This window comes from Leyella stercorea (genome assembly GCF_019052365.1).
Classification (GTDB): domain Bacteria; phylum Bacteroidota; class Bacteroidia; order Bacteroidales; family Bacteroidaceae; genus Prevotella.
In genome coordinates, this window is the sequence record NZ_JAHQUY010000017.1 from 1 (window position 1) to 16,037 (window position 16,037).

11 protein-coding genes are annotated in these 16,037 nt (G+C 51.1%); 3 read left to right on the forward strand and 8 right to left on the reverse strand.

Annotated features, from left to right (window positions below):
• Nucleotides 1-154: 154 nt before the first annotated feature.
• The 8 genes from KTQ90_RS04800 to KTQ90_RS04835 form a co-directional block, all read right to left on the reverse strand.
• A complete protein-coding gene (locus KTQ90_RS04800) occupies nucleotides 155-2,212 on the reverse strand; it encodes an alpha-amylase family protein (RefSeq protein WP_217317396.1) in 2,058 nt (685 codons plus the stop codon).
• A gap of 170 nt (nucleotides 2,213-2,382) precedes the next feature.
• On the reverse strand, nucleotides 2,383-5,202 hold the full coding sequence (locus KTQ90_RS04805; protein ID WP_217317428.1) for a putative LPS assembly protein LptD: 2,820 nt from the start codon (nucleotides 5,200-5,202) through the stop codon (nucleotides 2,383-2,385).
• Nucleotides 5,203-5,277: 75 nt separating this feature from the next.
• Nucleotides 5,278-5,823 (reverse strand): HDIG domain-containing metalloprotein, encoded by a 546-nt coding sequence (locus KTQ90_RS04810; protein WP_217317397.1) that lies wholly within the window; start codon nucleotides 5,821-5,823, stop codon nucleotides 5,278-5,280.
• Between the two features lie 2 nt (nucleotides 5,824-5,825).
• Nucleotides 5,826-7,601 carry a biotin/lipoyl-binding protein gene (locus KTQ90_RS04815; RefSeq protein WP_217317398.1) on the reverse strand — a complete coding sequence of 592 codons (1,776 nt, stop codon included), beginning with the start codon at nucleotides 7,599-7,601 and terminating at the stop codon, nucleotides 5,826-5,828.
• Nucleotides 7,602-7,744: 143 nt separating this feature from the next.
• Nucleotides 7,745-9,094 carry an alpha-L-fucosidase gene (locus KTQ90_RS04820; RefSeq protein WP_217317399.1) on the reverse strand — a complete coding sequence of 450 codons (1,350 nt, stop codon included), beginning with the start codon at nucleotides 9,092-9,094 and terminating at the stop codon, nucleotides 7,745-7,747.
• Nucleotides 9,095-9,171: 77 nt separating this feature from the next.
• Nucleotides 9,172-9,651 carry a preQ(1) synthase gene (gene queF / locus KTQ90_RS04825; protein ID WP_217317400.1) on the reverse strand — a complete coding sequence of 160 codons (480 nt, stop codon included), beginning with the start codon at nucleotides 9,649-9,651 and terminating at the stop codon, nucleotides 9,172-9,174.
• A 57-nt stretch (nucleotides 9,652-9,708) separates the two neighbouring features.
• The gene (locus KTQ90_RS04830; protein ID WP_217317401.1) at nucleotides 9,709-10,398 is read right to left on the reverse strand and encodes a queuosine precursor transporter; all 690 of its coding nucleotides are present in this window, start codon (nucleotides 10,396-10,398) and stop codon (nucleotides 9,709-9,711) included.
• Nucleotides 10,399-10,617: 219 nt separating this feature from the next.
• Complete coding sequence (locus tag KTQ90_RS04835; protein ID WP_217317402.1) at nucleotides 10,618-11,532, reverse strand: glycosyltransferase family protein; 915 nt, start codon at nucleotides 11,530-11,532, stop codon at nucleotides 10,618-10,620.
• Nucleotides 11,533-11,741: 209 nt separating this feature from the next.
• Here KTQ90_RS04835 and KTQ90_RS04840 point away from each other — a divergent pair, with 209 nt between their 5' ends.
• From KTQ90_RS04840 to KTQ90_RS04850, 3 genes are all read left to right on the forward strand, one after another.
• The gene (locus KTQ90_RS04840) at nucleotides 11,742-13,454 is read left to right on the forward strand and encodes a glutamine--tRNA ligase/YqeY domain fusion protein (protein WP_217317403.1); all 1,713 of its coding nucleotides are present in this window, start codon (nucleotides 11,742-11,744) and stop codon (nucleotides 13,452-13,454) included.
• A gap of 104 nt (nucleotides 13,455-13,558) precedes the next feature.
• Entirely contained in the window at nucleotides 13,559-14,977 is a 1,419-nt protein-coding gene (locus KTQ90_RS04845; protein ID WP_217317404.1) for a tetratricopeptide repeat protein, read from the forward strand.
• A gap of 22 nt (nucleotides 14,978-14,999) precedes the next feature.
• Nucleotides 15,000-15,644 (forward strand): DedA family protein, encoded by a 645-nt coding sequence (locus tag KTQ90_RS04850; RefSeq protein ID WP_022158345.1) that lies wholly within the window; start codon nucleotides 15,000-15,002, stop codon nucleotides 15,642-15,644.
• The last annotated feature ends 393 nt before the right edge of the window (nucleotides 15,645-16,037 follow it).

Here is a 16,037-nt window from a genome sequence, read left to right on the forward strand (position 1 = left end):
GGCGGTCATTAGAAAATGACAAGAAGCTTTTTCTAATGACCGATTTGGGTTTAAAAGAAGAAAAGTTGTAGTTAAGAACGCATATAGTAGCACATAAAAAAGGTGAAGTTGTTGTCAACTCCACCTTATCTTACACATTTACTTGTAATATTTTCTACTTCACTATTCCTTCAAAAACGAATACTGAAGAGGCTGGCATTGTGATATTGATCTCGCTATCGATGTCTATTGCCTCGTTCATTGCGAGTCCAGACAAACCGTCTGCACCGATCACCTGGTCGGCGAACGAACTGCGCAGAACAACAGCCGACTTAGCATAGCTCGGAATGTCGAACACCTCACGCAGCGTTGTCACAAGCGTCTGCTTCTCAGTGTCTGGGTTGCGCAATGTGAGCGTGGTCTTCTTGCCGTTCCATGCCGCCCAACCATAGATATTCGCCTTCTCTCCGTCCCACGGATTGCCGCCAACCCAATGTATGTCGGGCAGCACATCGGTATTGCGCTGCTGCCAGTCCATACAGTCGGCAAGCTGACGCCACAATGTACCTGCGTTGCCCTGGTTATCCTTGATTGAGTCGAGCAAGTTGTAGTCGGTGTAAAGTTCTACCATCGACGAACCGCAGCCGAAAGCACAACGCATCTCGCGCACGATGCCGTCATAATTCATTGTCTTGGAAACATCGCCGAACTTAGTGAGGATAACACCATGAGTCATAAGCGTGTTGATCGGACAGAGCGGCGAACGCTCGATGAAGTTTTGGTGAACGAGACGGTCGCGATAGGTTATCCACTGCTCGCGGTCGTCGCCGACACCAGCCTTTCCGAAGTCGCCTTCCTGACGCCAAACGGCATCGCTCACATGGAACCAGAACGGCGAAGCCCATGTGCCTACGGTTGTGTTGTAGAATATATCTGCACGCTTCTTGCGCACTTCGTTTTCTATGCTTATGATAGCCTCGCAATTCTCAATACCGGCATCGGTGAGGTCAGGACCAACAGCCGAGAACTGCGCACTGATACCATCGAACTTGAAGAAACGGAAGTCGTACTTCTCTATCATGTCCTTTGAGCACTTCACGAAGTAGTCGAAATACGCCTTATTGCTGAGCTGCATACCGCCACGTTCGCGCCAATAACCACGACGATACTCGCCGCTCGCACCATATCCACCCACCGGACCGAGCCAAGCACCGATGCCTGCGCCCATAGTGCGTGCAATGCTGTCTGCATCATGGAAGCCATTAGGGAAGTTAGGGTTGAATGTCCATGTGCCGTAAGCGTCCCATCCGTCGTCGAAAACAAACGCTACGGGAGCCTTGCCGTACACATCATAGAACTTGTCCTTCCAGTGCTGCACAACGTCGGTACACTGCGTAGCGGTCATGTTCTCTGTGTAGTCGCCCTTGAGGTTCTGCACGTCAGCCGGATCGTACACACCACGGTTTCCAGGTGCGTTGTTGCGGTCTATATTCAGCTCATACCAAGAGTTGTAGATGGTCATCGGATGCCAAGAGGCAGCACGCTCACGCTCACTATATGCAAGGAAAGAACGGCGTGCCTGACCAGGAGCGATGAGTCCGACAACGGCACTCACGTGCCATATTTCGCCCTTGTGGAGAGTGGCGCGGCGAACCCAGTCGCCTTCTACAGCTACGATCTTACGGCTGTCGATTGTAGCGAGCTCGGTGCTATCCACACGGTTGGTATTTAGACCCATCGGTGTTTCCAGACCTGCAAAGATATAATTATTAGCAAGCAGTGCGCCGCGGGTATTGCCCACGACAACCGGCGCATTCTTCACCTTCTTATTATTATATGTATAGGTCATCGGCGTGATGCAGTCGAAACGCACATCTTTGAGTGCATCTATCTGCATCTCGGTGCGCAGATAATGCGATCCGTCGCGAAGCTCTATAGTGTATGTGATAACAAAGTCCTTATAGCTGTAAACTGCCGTAAGTGCGTAGCCATCGTCAGCGAGCGATTCGCGCACTGCGTTCACTTCACCGCTACGTTTTAGAACCTTAACCTCTTTCAGTTCGAGATGGGCAGACGAGAGTTCGGTGCCGTCTTCAAGGCGCAACTTAAAGAGTGTTTCCGAAGGTAGCAGGTTCATCGCCTTACAACCATCAAAACGCAACTTGCCTGCCTTGCGTGTGTAAGATGCCGAAAAGAGGTTGTTGCTGAGAACGAAACGGTCTGTTGTGTTCATAGCAATTGCCTTGCCTGGTTGTTGCTGCTGCGGAAATACAACAGTAGCAGCATTTGCAAAAACAGCATCACCGAAGATGAACGCACCGCATAAAGCTGTTGCAAGCTGTAATCTTGACTTTTTAGTTATCATTGATATACTTTTAAATAGTTAGAAGAGATGTCTTTCTATTAATACCACTCCACGGCGTTGCTGTATCCCGAACGCTTGTCGTACTTGAGGGCGTCGGTGAGCGTAGCTGCGTTACAACGGAACGAGAAGTTGTAGCTTGTGTACGGCGCAAGCACTACTGAGCACGACATATTGAAGCAATGGAGGTCGCGCTGAAGCGATGCTGTGGTCATTGAGAGCTTGTTCTGGTCGAAGTCGTAACCGCTCGAGAACGAGATGTTCCATCCGTCGCTGATGCGAAGGTTGCCGCTCACGTTGAGGTTCTGCGAGAACTTGTACGGATAGCGCATCGACTTGGTGTTGAACTTTCCACTGGTGTTCTCGCGCATCGTGATGCCGTAGCCGAACGTGAGCGACCAAGGCATGTTGAAACGCATGTAGCCGTCGGCGTCGGTTTCTGCCTTGCCTCCCCCACTCTTTTTGCGGGCGCCACGCTGGGCGTTCACCATCGTGTCGTCTACGTTCGACTCGATGTCGGTATCGATGCCTTCCTCGTCATCCTTTCCGTTTTTCTTCTTACGGTCGTTGTCGTCGCCGCCACCGAACCATTTCTTAAGTTTGTCGGGCGTCAGCGTGAACGAGAAGTTCTGCGATGTACCCTGGAAGCGTCCGAACTTGCCCATGCCCCAAAGCGTGTGGTTGCCCACGAACGGGCGTCCGTTCTTGTCGAGTTCGTAAGCGTACGAGGCGAAGACGGCGGTCATGTTGAACGTATAGTTCTTCCACCACTTCAAGCGGATGCGCATGGTGAGATCGGAAAGCGGTTTCTCCTTAGCCGCCATATTGTAACTCATCGACAGACCGAGTTCGTCGATGATACTGAGCTTCTTGAAGCCTGTGGAGTCCTTGCTGCTCTTCACCTTCATCTCGATGTTGTTCGAGAGGTCGAACGCGATGTTGCCCGTCTTGCCCTTGCCAGGCACGCCGAAGAGCTGATCTTTATAGGGCGAATACTCTACGAGGTCGACCGATCCGTCGGCATTGGTGCGCTGGTAGGTCTTATAGTAGCCGTAGCGCGACGAACTGAAGTCGGGGGCGTAGCTGAAGCTGACGCTCGGAGTAACCACATGGCGTATAGCCTGAATCTTGTCGCCGAATATCTTGCGGCTCGGGATGTAGAAGCCGTAGAGCTTTGTCGACGCTCCGATTGAGAAGCTATAGTTGTAGACGTTGTTGAAACCGTAGATTGTATCGCACACCTCACGCTGTGCCGTCTCATCCCACGAGCGCATCACCTTATGAGAATACATGCGGTCCTGGAAGTTGAACGACGGAGAGAGGTTGACATAGTTGAACAACGTGAAGTTGCCGCTGATTGGTATCGAGTGGTTCCAGCCGTTGCTCCAGTCCTTGATAAGATTCGAGTGCAGCAGCTTGTCCTCCTTCGTGTTGATGCTGTTAGAGATGTGACCCGTGTACGACATCGAGATCTTCTCGTACCAACGCTCGTCGCCAACGGCGTGCTTGCGTTTGAATGGATAGAAGCGTGAGAGCGAGATGTTGAGGTCGGGCAAGGTCATTGCTATCGACGAGTCGCGCATGTTCTGCGAGAGGTTGGCAGTAGAACTGAGCGAGAGTCCGATGCTCGAGAACGTTGTGCTCCAAGACACAGACGATGTACGCGTAGACTGCGTGAGGGTCTGCGGATTGTACAGCGAACTGAGGTTGTTGCGCTCGTAGCTCGACGTAGCGAAGTTGACGCTGGCTGAGAGCGAACTGTACGGATTCGCCTTCTGGTCCTGGCGGTGGCTCCACTGAATCTTGAAACTCTTCGAACGCGTGAAGTCGGGCATTCCCTTGTCACCTGTCTGCGTGTTCTGGAAACTTGCATAGAAGCTGCCGTTGAATCGGTAGCGCTTGGTATAGTTCATCGCTGCGGAGAGTCCCCACGAGCCTTTAGTGTATATCTCGCCGAGAAGTTTCAGGTCCATCTTGTCGCTGATGGCGAAGTAGTAGCCGCCGTCGCGCAGATAGAAGCCGCGGTTGCTCTCGTCGCCGTATGTAGGCATGATGAAACCGCTCGAATAGCTCTTTGTGAACGGGAAGAAGCCGTATGGGATGGCAAACGGCAGAGGCACGTCAGCCACTACAAGATAAGCCGGACAGAACACGACCTCCTTACCAGGACGCACCTTGGCACGCGAAAGGGCTATATAGAAGTCGGGATCTTTGGCGTCGCAGGTAGTATAACGTCCGTGCTGAAGGAAGATTTCGCCATTCGGACTGCGCTTCGAAATCTCGCTGCGCAAGAATCCGTCCTCCTGCTGTGTGTATACGTTGCTGATAAGTCCCTTCTTTGTCTTGAAATTGAACGCCATGGTGTCGCTCTCGTACTTGTCGGAACCCATCGAGAACACGGGCGTACCGAAAAGCGTTACGCCTGTTGTGTCTGCCTTGTCCTTAGCGCCCGTAGCGTGCACTAAAGACGAGTCGAGGCTCATGTGTATGCGCTCGGCGGCAAGGTCCATATTCTCGTATTTCACGGTAGAACTGCCAAAAAGACGCGCGGTCTTTGTGGTAGCATCATATACGAGCGAGTCGTTTGCCGAATAGTTTACTGGAGAGTTGATGCCTCCCGCACGCTGGCGGTTGATAGAATCGAGGCGTATGGAGTCGTCGATAGCCTTATTGTGATGGTAGATAGCGAGTTGCAGAGAGTCCATCTTGGTTGTGTCAACACCAAAAACCTGCGTTGAGTCAACCTTCTTCAACAAAGTATCGCGCGCAATGGTGTAAGCAATGTCGCTCATCTCCATTGAGTCGCGAAGAACTTTCAGACTCTTTTTGCGTTGCTTCGAGGGTGCGTCAGCACTTGCCATCACAAATATGATGGCGCAAAGCAATAGGGCTATAACTGTCTTTGTTCTCAATTTGAATAATGTTGGTTCTTTACTTTATTTCTCAGGCTCAAACAGTTCCTTCATCATGCGGAACCGAGCCAATGTGTCGCCACCGAACTTGGCGAGTGAACGTTCTGCCTGCTCAATGGTCTTCTCGCGGTCGAGATGTGTTTTCGAGTAGAACTTATCGGCATAGCAGATAAGCTTCTCCTCTATCGTTTCGGGCTGCAAGTCGTGATGTGGCAATGGCAGATCTTGCGAAACAATATCGTCGAGGGTCAGTCCGGCGCCGGTATGACGCTCGCAGACACGGGCAAAACACTCTGGCAAGCCTTCGCTGCGCAACATTTCTGCGCCGCAGACGCCATGACGAATGTATGGTTCTGTGCCATGACACTCAATGCCGGGGGCATCTACACGAATGATTCCGATGTCGTGAAGCATCGCTGCCTGCTCAACGAAATCAACGTCGATGTGAAGTTCGGGATGTAACGAAGCAATCTGCAACGCACGTTGCGTTACAGATTGGCTATGTGTTAGTAGGATATGGCGCAATGCGTCACATCCTACGTAGTATTTGTCGATAATTTGCTTATACATATTTACTCGTGCTCGCGCTCGATGTATGCAATAACGTCGCCCTTCTGAACCTTTGAGCCGCGCTTTGCATTGATTTCAACGAGCTTGCCGCCAAGAGCTGCCGGCACTTCAACGAACTCACCCCAAGGAGCCTGGATGTAGCAGAGCACATCGCCCTCCTTGTACTCCTTACCGATGAACGGCTCAACAGTCGGAGCGCACTCGCCCTCGCCAGAGAACTCCCAATAGATGTCGCCCTTAACCGGAGCAACAACTGCGTCAGCCTTAGCGTGCTTGTAAGCGCTGAGCTGCTCGGGAGAAAGGTTTGCGCCGAGCTTGGCATCCTTGAGCTTCTGAAGGTCGGCGAGGAAATTCTTCTTAGCCTGACCGCTCTTGTAGTTGCGATACTGCTCGGGGTGCATAGCGAGCTCGAAGAGTTCTTCGTCGTCCTGACCGCACTCCCATCCGTTCTCTGCCATCTCCTTGCGGAAGTCGTCGAGAGCGTCTGTGAGAAGAGTGTGAGCGTCAACGTCTGTGAACTCACGGCCCTGCTTCTTTGCAAGTTCAACAAGTTCCGGATCGATAGTTCCAGGAATCTTACCCGACTTGCCGAGAATCATACCCCACATAGAGTCGTCCATCATTACGAAGCGTCCCTTGCCCTGCTCGAGAGTGAGAAGGTTCATGAGGGCGATGTTCTTCACGTACTGTGAGAACGGAGTAACCAATGGAGGATAGCCTACGCGCGGCCATACATACTCCACCTCGTCGAAGAGCTTGATGAGAAGGTCGTCCATAGAGAACTCCTCAAGACCGTTCTTCTTGCGTACGTTATTAATAGTAGTGCGCATACCGCCAAGGTCGGCCATCATTGAACCCATCATACCGCCAGGCAGACCGCAGCCGAGAAGGAGCGAAGACATAATCTTGTTGCCCGGGTTGATGAAGTAGCCGAGCCACTCGTCGATGAACTCCTGAGTCATGGCGCGAGCCTTCATGTATGCGCTCATGTTGATTTCAGGAACTTCGAAGCCCTCGTTCTTCAACATACTGATAACAGAGATAACGTCCGGATGCACCTTACCCCATGACAACGGCTCAATGGCTGTATCGATGATGTCGGCACCGTTCTGGCAAACCTCAAGAATTGAAGCCATTGACAGACCAGGACCTGAGTGGCCATGATACTGGATGATGATTTCCGGATACTTGTCCTTGATCATCTTTGTGAGCTTGCCGAGGAATGCAGGCTGACCGATACCAGCCATATCCTTCAAACAGATTTCCTCTGCACCTGCAGCGATGAGCTGATCGGCAATGTTCATGTAGTACTCCAGAGTGTGAACCGGAGAGTTGGTGATGCAAAGTGCGCACTGCGGAGTCATGCCGCCTTCCTTAGCCCACTTGATGCTCGGAATAATATTACGAACGTCGTTCAGACCGTCGAAGATACGTGTGATGTTTGTACCCTGCTTTGCCTTCACCTTGTACATGAGGGCGCGAACGTCGTCAGGTACGGGATACATACGCAGAGCGTTAAGACCACGGTCGAGCATGTGTGTCTTAATGCCTGCCTCGTTGAAAGGCTTACAGAAAGCGCGTACCGCATCGTTTGGATTCTCGCCTGCGAGAAGGTTCACCTGCTCGAAAGCGCCACCGTTTGTCTCAACACGGGCAAAGCAACCCATATCGATAATCACGGGAGCAATGCGCTCCAACTGGTCTTTGCGTGGCTGGAACTTGCCAGAAGACTGCCACATATCTCGATAAACGAGACTGAACTGGATTTTCTTTTTCATCTCTATTAGTTGATTTTTTATTGTTCGTATAACGCAATTTGAAGAGATGGCGTGACTTTATAGCACCGCACACCTCTTCAAATATGCAAAATTAGAGAAAAAAATTCAATTACTTGGTAATATCAACGCTTTTTTAGTAAATATTAGAGCTGAATTTCTATTACCTTGTCTACATCTGTAGGCACTTCGTCGAGAGAAATCAGCATACCGCCGTCGCATTTCTGTGTCTTCACAGCCTTGCGTGAGACGAAGTCGACAGCCTTGCGCACCTTCTTCGAGCCGATAGGCAGGAAGAGCGAACGATCCTGCAAGTTGAGGATATGCACAAAGAGACGGTTATCCTTCTGTGTTGTCACGCCCCAATCGTGCGGAGCAACGAGTCCGCCGCGTGTGCCGTAGATTGTCTCGCCATAAACCTTCATCCACTCGCCCATCTCTTTCAGGCGCTGCACAGCAACCTCAGGCAGACAGCCGTCTGGCTGCGGACCGATATTCATAAGCAAATTGGCGTTGCGGCCGGCTGCGTTCACGAGATAATGAATGAGAGTCTTTGTCGACTTGTAGTTTTGGTCTGTAATCTTGTAGCCCCACATGCCGTTCATGGTCTCGCAAGTCTCAAGCGGCAGCTTGCTGATAGCCTGACCCGACAAGCCTGCGGTGTTCTCGCCAGGCAGGTCGCGCTCGAACATCTGGAAGTCCTCGCCGTCGAACGGCTGAGAGTGGTGGTTATTGCCGATAAGGCAAGAAGGTTGCAACTTATGGATAAGCGCATACTGCTCAGGCAGGCGCCAGTCGAACGACGGGTTGATATCCTGATCCCACCAACCGTCGAACCAGATAGCGTTCACTTCACCATAGTTGGTGAGCAACTCTGTGAGCTGGTTGTTCATAAACTTATAATAGCTATCCCAGTTCTGCGCCTCTTTCGGTCTGCCGGTGCCGAGACCGGTGCGTCCGAGGGGAGCATCCTCGCGTCCCCAGTCGATATGCGAGTAGTAGAAGTGCAGACCGATGCCCTGACGATGGCACTCGTCTGCCAGCTCCTTCACGATATCGCGCTTGAACGGCGAAGCGTCAACGATGTTATAGTCTGAATATTTTGTATGGAACATTGAGAAGCCCTCGTGATGGCGTGTTGTGAAGCAGATATACTTAGCACCGGAAGCTTTGATTGCCGACACCCACTCGCGTGCATTGAACTTCGAAGGATAGAAACCGCCAGCGAGCTTGGCGTACTCCTTGTAGTTAAGGTTGTTGTTTGTCATTGTCCACTCGCCGGTAGCGAGCATACTGTAAAGTCCCCAATGCAGGAAGATGCCGAACTTAGCGTCCTGGAAGCGGGCGCGTGCTGCGAGGTTACCCTCTGTCGGCACATACTTGCTCTCAGCTGTCTTGCCGTTAGCGTTTCCGACGGCGCCGTTTGCAGCGTTTTCGGCAGAAACACCGGCAGACATGGCGAGTGCCAACATCACTGTACAAAAGATTTTCTTCATACTTATTACATTAATTTTTAGGTAGTTATTATATACGAGAATAGGTGCAGCTGTTCACAACTGCACCTATTACAATATTATCCACGCAAATCGTGCTCCTCAAAACGACGTTCTGCGAGCTTTTCAAACTTTGTTCCGGGCTTGCCGTAGTTGGCGTAAGGCCATATTGAGATGCCTCCACGCGGAGTGAAGATACCTGTCACCTCGATATACTTCGGATCCATAAGCTTCACGAGGTCTTTCATGATGATGTTCACGCAGTCCTCATGGAAGTCGCCATGATTGCGGAAGCTGAACAGATAGAGTTTCAGACTCTTGCTCTCCACCATCTTCACGTCGGGCACATACGAGATGCGTATCTCCGCAAAGTCGGGCTGACCGGTAATCGGGCACAGCGACGTGAACTCCGGGCAGTTGAAACGCACCCAGTAGTCGTTGCCCTGATGCTTGTTGACGAATGTCTCGAGCACTTCCGGTGCATAGTCGTCACGATATTTTGTCTTTGCTCCGAGAGCCTGCAAGCCCTCATCACGGCGATTATCTGAATTTGCTGCCATTTATATACTTATTATATATATACTATTTAAAAAATACATTAACCTCTGAACGTTGTTTTAGATATTGAATATTCGCCAGATGCTATAGTTCATTCCGGTATCGAAGTTGTCCTCGCCCTCGAACTTCTTTGTCCAGCGCACCACACGTATGGTGAGAGGCAGAACGATTATCTCATAGAGTGTCTTAAGCACTACCTGCGAAATCATAAGCACGGGCAGTTCCTTCATCGGGATAACACCTCCGAGCGCCAGCGGGAAGAAGATAATCGAGTCGGCTGCCTCGCCGTACACCGTACTGAGTATGGCGCGAGCCGAGAAGTGCTTACCGCCCGACGACAGTTTCATGCGACTCATCACATAAGCGTTTACGAACGAACCCACGATGAACGCAAGGAACGAAACGAAAGCGATACGCGGCGCAAGTCCGAACACAGCGTGGAATCCTTCTTCGTTATGCCAGTAAGGCGCAGCGGGCAGTATGTCGCACAATGCTCCGAAGAGGACAAATAGGAAATTCATAGCGAAACCCAGCCATATAAGCAATCGGGTTTTTCCATAACCCCATACCTCACAAACGCAGTCGTTGATGATGTACGAAACGGGAAATACGATTAATCCGCCAGTTACACTAATCGGACCTAACGCAATTTGCTTTGTCTCAAGCACGTTTGCCGTAATAAGACAAACGCAAAAAAGCGTACTGAAAAGCAAAAACAGCACACTCACGTTTTTCTTGTTTTTCTGCATAATCTTGTTTTTTGAGAGGTTTACCAAGCACTCTATATAATAATGTATAAAGTATACGATACTGCTACACTTGTTTTCGGCTGCAAAATTACTAATTTTTAATGAAAACACAAACAAAACCGCAGAGTAATAGATATAAAAAACGAGGAACCACGCCGAAACCCACCGTTTCTGCGCAGCTCCTCGCTATGATAACAATAAATTATTGTGATGTTTTTCTTAGAACATCTTTGCAGGATAAACACCCTCGTCGGCAAGCTTCTGGAACTTAGCCACTACGTCCGGACGATCCTCAGGATAAGTTACGCCGAACCACTTAGATGTTGTGTCGAGCACCTCGCAAGTAGCGGTGCCGTCGTGGATGAGTTTGTCCACCATCAACGGGATGAAGAACTCGCTCTTGAGGTTCTCCATGTTCTTCGGGTCAGAAAGGAACTCCTTGAAGTACTCCTCGCTGTACTTGAAGTAGTCGGGTGTGAAGCCCCAGAAGTTCATAGAAACCGGAGTTGTATCAGGAATCTCTACCCATGTCTCGTTGTCGTCGTCGAGATACTTCACAACGCCGTCGAAGCGCTGAATCTTTGTGCGCTCTACGACAGATGTAAGGTGATGGTGCTCGTCGTTCTCGCATACACCACGGCTAACGGTGCCGCTCTCAGAGAGTGTGTTGCCTACGCGGAAGCCAACCATAGCATACTTGCCGGTAGAGCCTTCAGGCAGTTCGCTGAGCCACTTGCCCATTACACGGAAAGCGTCGCGATCGTAGAAGTCATCGCAGTTGAGCACTGCGAACGGCTCGTTGATTACGCTTGCGCCCATCATCAACGCGTGGTTTGTACCCCAAGGCTTTGTGCGACCCTCCGGACATGTGAAGCCCTCAGGCAGCGCGTCGATGCTCTGGAAAACGAGCTCGCAAGGGATGTGACCTTCGTATTTAGAGAGAACGATGCGACGGAAGTCTTCTTCGAAATCCTTGCGGATAACGAACACGAGCTTACCGAAGCCAGCGTTGATAGCGTCGTAGATACTGTAATCCATGATTGTCTCACCGTGAGGACCGAGCTCGTCGAGCTGCTTCAGACCACCGTAGCGGCTGCCCATACCTGCAGCGAGGAGGAAAAGTGTTGGTTTCATAACTATTATATTTTGTTTAAGTTAAATATTTGCTGAATCGAATACGATATGTACATTCGATTATCAATCTGAGCACAAAAGTAACAAAATAGAGCGAATAAAAAAAATTATTGACTACATAAAATTGCTCACATCACTGAAAAATCGTAACTTTGCACGATACTATATAATAAATGTAACGAAAGAAAGAAACAGAAAAGTCTAAATATATGGCAATTACAGAAGAAAAGACAGTAGAAGAGAAGAATTTGAGTTTCGTAGAGCAGCTCGTTGAGCAGGACCTCGCTGAGGGCAAGAACGCTGGACGCATACAGACGCGCTTCCCGCCAGAGCCTAACGGCTATCTGCACATCGGACACGCCAAGGCTATCTGCATGGACTTCGGTGTGGCTGAGAAGTACAATGGTGTCTGCAACCTGCGCTTCGACGACACCAACCCTACAAAGGAGAACAACGAGTACGTTGAGAACATCCTCAACGACATCTCTTGGCTCGGTTTCAAATGGGGCAACATATACTACGCTTCCGACTATTTCGAGAAGCTTTGGGACTTCGCCGTGTGGATGATCAAGAACGGACATGCATACATCGACGAGCAGACTGCTGAGCAGATTGCCGAGCAGAAGGGTACACCTACCACTCCGGGCGTTGCTTCGCCTTACCGCGACCGCCCCGTTGAGGAGAACCTCAAGCTGTTCAACAAAATGAACACTCCGGAGGCTGTAGAGGGTAGCATGGTGCTCCGTGCTAAGCTCGACATGGCTAACCCGAACATGCACTTCCGCGATCCGATCATCTATCGCATCATCCACACTCCGCACCACCGCACCGGCACAAAGTGGCACGCTTACCCGATGTACGACTTCGCTCACGGACAGAGCGACTACTTCGAGGGCGTAACCCACTCTATCTGTACGCTCGAGTTCGTGCCTCACCGCCCACTCTACGACAAGTTCATCGACTATCTGAAGGAGATGCGCGGCGAGACAGAGAACCTGCACGATTTCCGCCCGCGTCAGATCGAGTTCAACCGTCTGAACCTTACATACACAATGATGTCGAAGCGCAAGCTCCTGGCTCTCGTTGAGGAGAAATTTGTGTCTGGTTGGGACGACCCGCGTATGCCGACACTCTCTGGTATGCGCCGCCGCGGCTACTCGCCCGAGTCTGTACGCAAGTTCATAGACTCAATCGGCTACACCAAGTTCGACGCTCTCAACGACATGGCGCTGCTCGAGGCTGCCGTTCGTGAGGACCTGAACAAGCGCGCGCTGCGTGTTTCTGCCGTGCTCAACCCGGTTAAGCTCGTCATCACCAACTATCCTGAGGGTCAGACCGAGGAGATGGAGGCTATCAACAACCCGGAGAACGAGGCTGACGGCACACACACCATCACCTTCTCGCGCAATCTCTGGATCGAGCGCGACGACTTCATGGAGGATGCTCCGAAGAAGTTCTTCCGCATGACTCCGGGCAAGGAGGTGCGTCTGAAGAATGCTTACATCGTGAAGTGCACCGGCTGCACAAAGGACGCCGAGGGCAACATCGTGGAGATTCAGGCAGAGTACGACCCGATCAGCAAGAGCGGTCTTGAGGGTGCGAACCGCAAGGTGAAGGGCACTCTTCACTGGGTTTCTGCCGACCACTGCCACAAGGCTCAGGTGCGCGTTTACGACCGTCTGTTCTGCGTTGAGAACCCATCGGCTGACGAGCGCGACTTCCGCGAACTGCTCAACCCGGAGAGCCTCAAGACCATCGAGAACTGCTACGTAGAGAACTTCGCTGCCGACTGCAAGCCGGGACAGTATCTGCAGTTCCAGCGCATCGGCTACTTCATGGCAGACCTCGACTCTACAGCCGAGAACCTCGTGTTCAACAAGACTGTGGGTCTGAAGGACGCTTGGGCAAAGCAAAAAAAGTAAACATATAAAACCTTTCTTTGAATGTTGGGCTTAGAGCGACGCTTGGTTGCAGCAATTGCACAACCTCACGCCACTCCACACCCAACATTCAACATTTATAATTGATGGAGAAAAAAGAGAATTATTTCAACAGTCCTGAGTTTCAAGAGACGCTACGCCGATACGAGGCTTCGCTGCAGGAAGGCCGTTCGGAGTACTTCGGTAGCGATGAGCTGTCGGACATCTCCGAGTATTATTATGACAGTGGCAAGAAGAAGGAAGCTGTTGACGTTCTTGACTATGCCATCCAACTACACCCTGGAGCCGCTATGCCACTGGTGTTTAAGGGGCGCATAGCACTTATCGACAACAAAGACATCGACACTGCGCAACACTATGCTGACATGGTTGCCGACCAGCTCGACCTCGACTGCCTCTATCTGCAGGCGGAGATAATGATAACGCGCGGCAACATAGCAGAGGCTGACAACTTCCTCAGCAATGCGATGCACCAGATTGACGAAGACGACGTGCCCGACTACGTGCTCGACATTGCTACCATTTTCATCGACTATAATCAACCCGACATAGCTGCCAAGTGGCTCGCTCTGAGCGACGAGGACGACCTGCTCGACTACCGTGAGGTGAAGGCGCGCATAGCTTTCGCCAAGGGCGACTACGAGCAGAGCGAACAAATCTTCGAACAACTGCTCGACGAGGACCCCTACTCGGGCAAGTACTGGAACTCGCTCGCCGTAACGCAGCTCATGAGCAACCGCATCAATGACTCGATAACATCGAGCGAATACTCCATCGCCATCGACCCCGAAGACGAGGAGGCACTGCTCAACAAGGCTAACGCCCTGTTCTCGCTCGGCAACTTCACCGATGCGATGGACTACTACCAGCGCTTCCTGAAGCTGTGCCCCGACGAGGGCGCAGCGTATATGTTCTTGGGCAACTGCCTGCTCAACCTTGGACGACCGGAGGAGGCGATGCCGCAGTACAACAAGGCGCTGGAATGCTATAAGAAGTGCAACTTAAGCACGGCTGAGGTGAACCAGTGCCGTGCGTTCACGCTTTCGCTGCTCGGACATGTGGAGCAGGCGCTCGAGTGTCTCAACGAGACGCTCAAAGACCCCGACTGCAACCGAAGCGAGATAAACGTGATACGCGGACACATACTGCTGGAGAACGGACGCGTAAAAGAGGCGATAAAGAGTTTCGTGAAGGCTCTGCAGTCTACGCATTTCTCTCACGAGATATTCTTCCGCATAGCCATCTCGGTGTACGACTGCGGCTACCCCACCATCGCCTACCGCATGTTCAAGACCTATCACGAGGCGCATCACAACCAAGGCGACGAGGGCGCGGCTTATCTGGCTGCGTGCTGCCGACAGCTGCAGAAGCATGACGAATACTTGAAGTATCTCAACATAGCATGCCAGCAAAACCCGTCGGAGGCGCGCAAGGTTCTCGGCGAATACTTCCCCACGGGTATGGACCCGAAGGACTACTTCGACTATGAAAGAGTAAAAGAGTAAAAGAACAAAAGAGTAAAAAGAAATGAATACAGCAGAACTTTTCCTTTGGATTCTCGACAATCTCAACTATTGGGTTGTCATATTGTTTATGGCTATCGAGAGTTCGTTCGTCCCCTTCCCTTCTGAGGTGGTTGTTCCGCCGGCAGCATGGAAGGCTATGGACCCCGACAGCGGCATGAGCTTCGTGCTCGTTGTGGTGTTCGCCACAATAGGCGCCGACCTCGGTGCGCTCATCAACTATTACATTGCCAAGTGGCTCGGCAGACCAATCATCTACAAGTTTGCTGACAGCCGCATCGGTCACATGTGCCTCATTGACCGTGCCGCCGTAGAGAAAGCCGAAACATTCTTCCGCAAGCATGGCGCTACGTCTACATTCTTCGGACGTCTCGTGCCGGCTGTCCGCCAGCTCATAAGCATCCCGGCAGGTCTCTCGGGCATGCACGTCGGCAAATTCCTCCTCTACACCACTCTCGGCGCAGGCGTATGGAACACGGTGCTCGCAATGATCGGTTGGGGCATCTACAAGTACACCAACCTTAAGACCACAAAGGACGTTTACGAACAGGCTCTGCAGTACAGCCACGAAATCGGTTACGTTCTGCTCGCTCTCGCCGCCCTCGTCGTCGCATTCCTTGCATACAAGGGATTGAAGAAAACGAAATAAATTGTGTGGGCATATTTTTTTCGCCTCATGGTCTGAAAGAATCGTTTAACGAAAACAACAAATTAAACAAGTTTTGTCATTATTAGAATTAAAAAAGATAGCAATAATTGCGCTAAGCGCAATTATTGCTATCTTTTTTATAAGGAACGTCTTTAGTTTTTTTCAGTTCTCTCTCTTGGTCGATTTCTTCGTTCGAGCACCATTACCGCATAGTGGGAATATCATTACCACGCTTCGGTAACACCGTTACCGCATAGCGGGAACATCATTACCAGGCTATGGTAACATGGCAAAGCCTTTTGTTTAACCTTTATCTTGCCGAACGGCAACAATAGCTCGCTAAACAGGATTCGACAACCTTTCTTTTTGGGGAAAATACGTGCGCAGGGAACT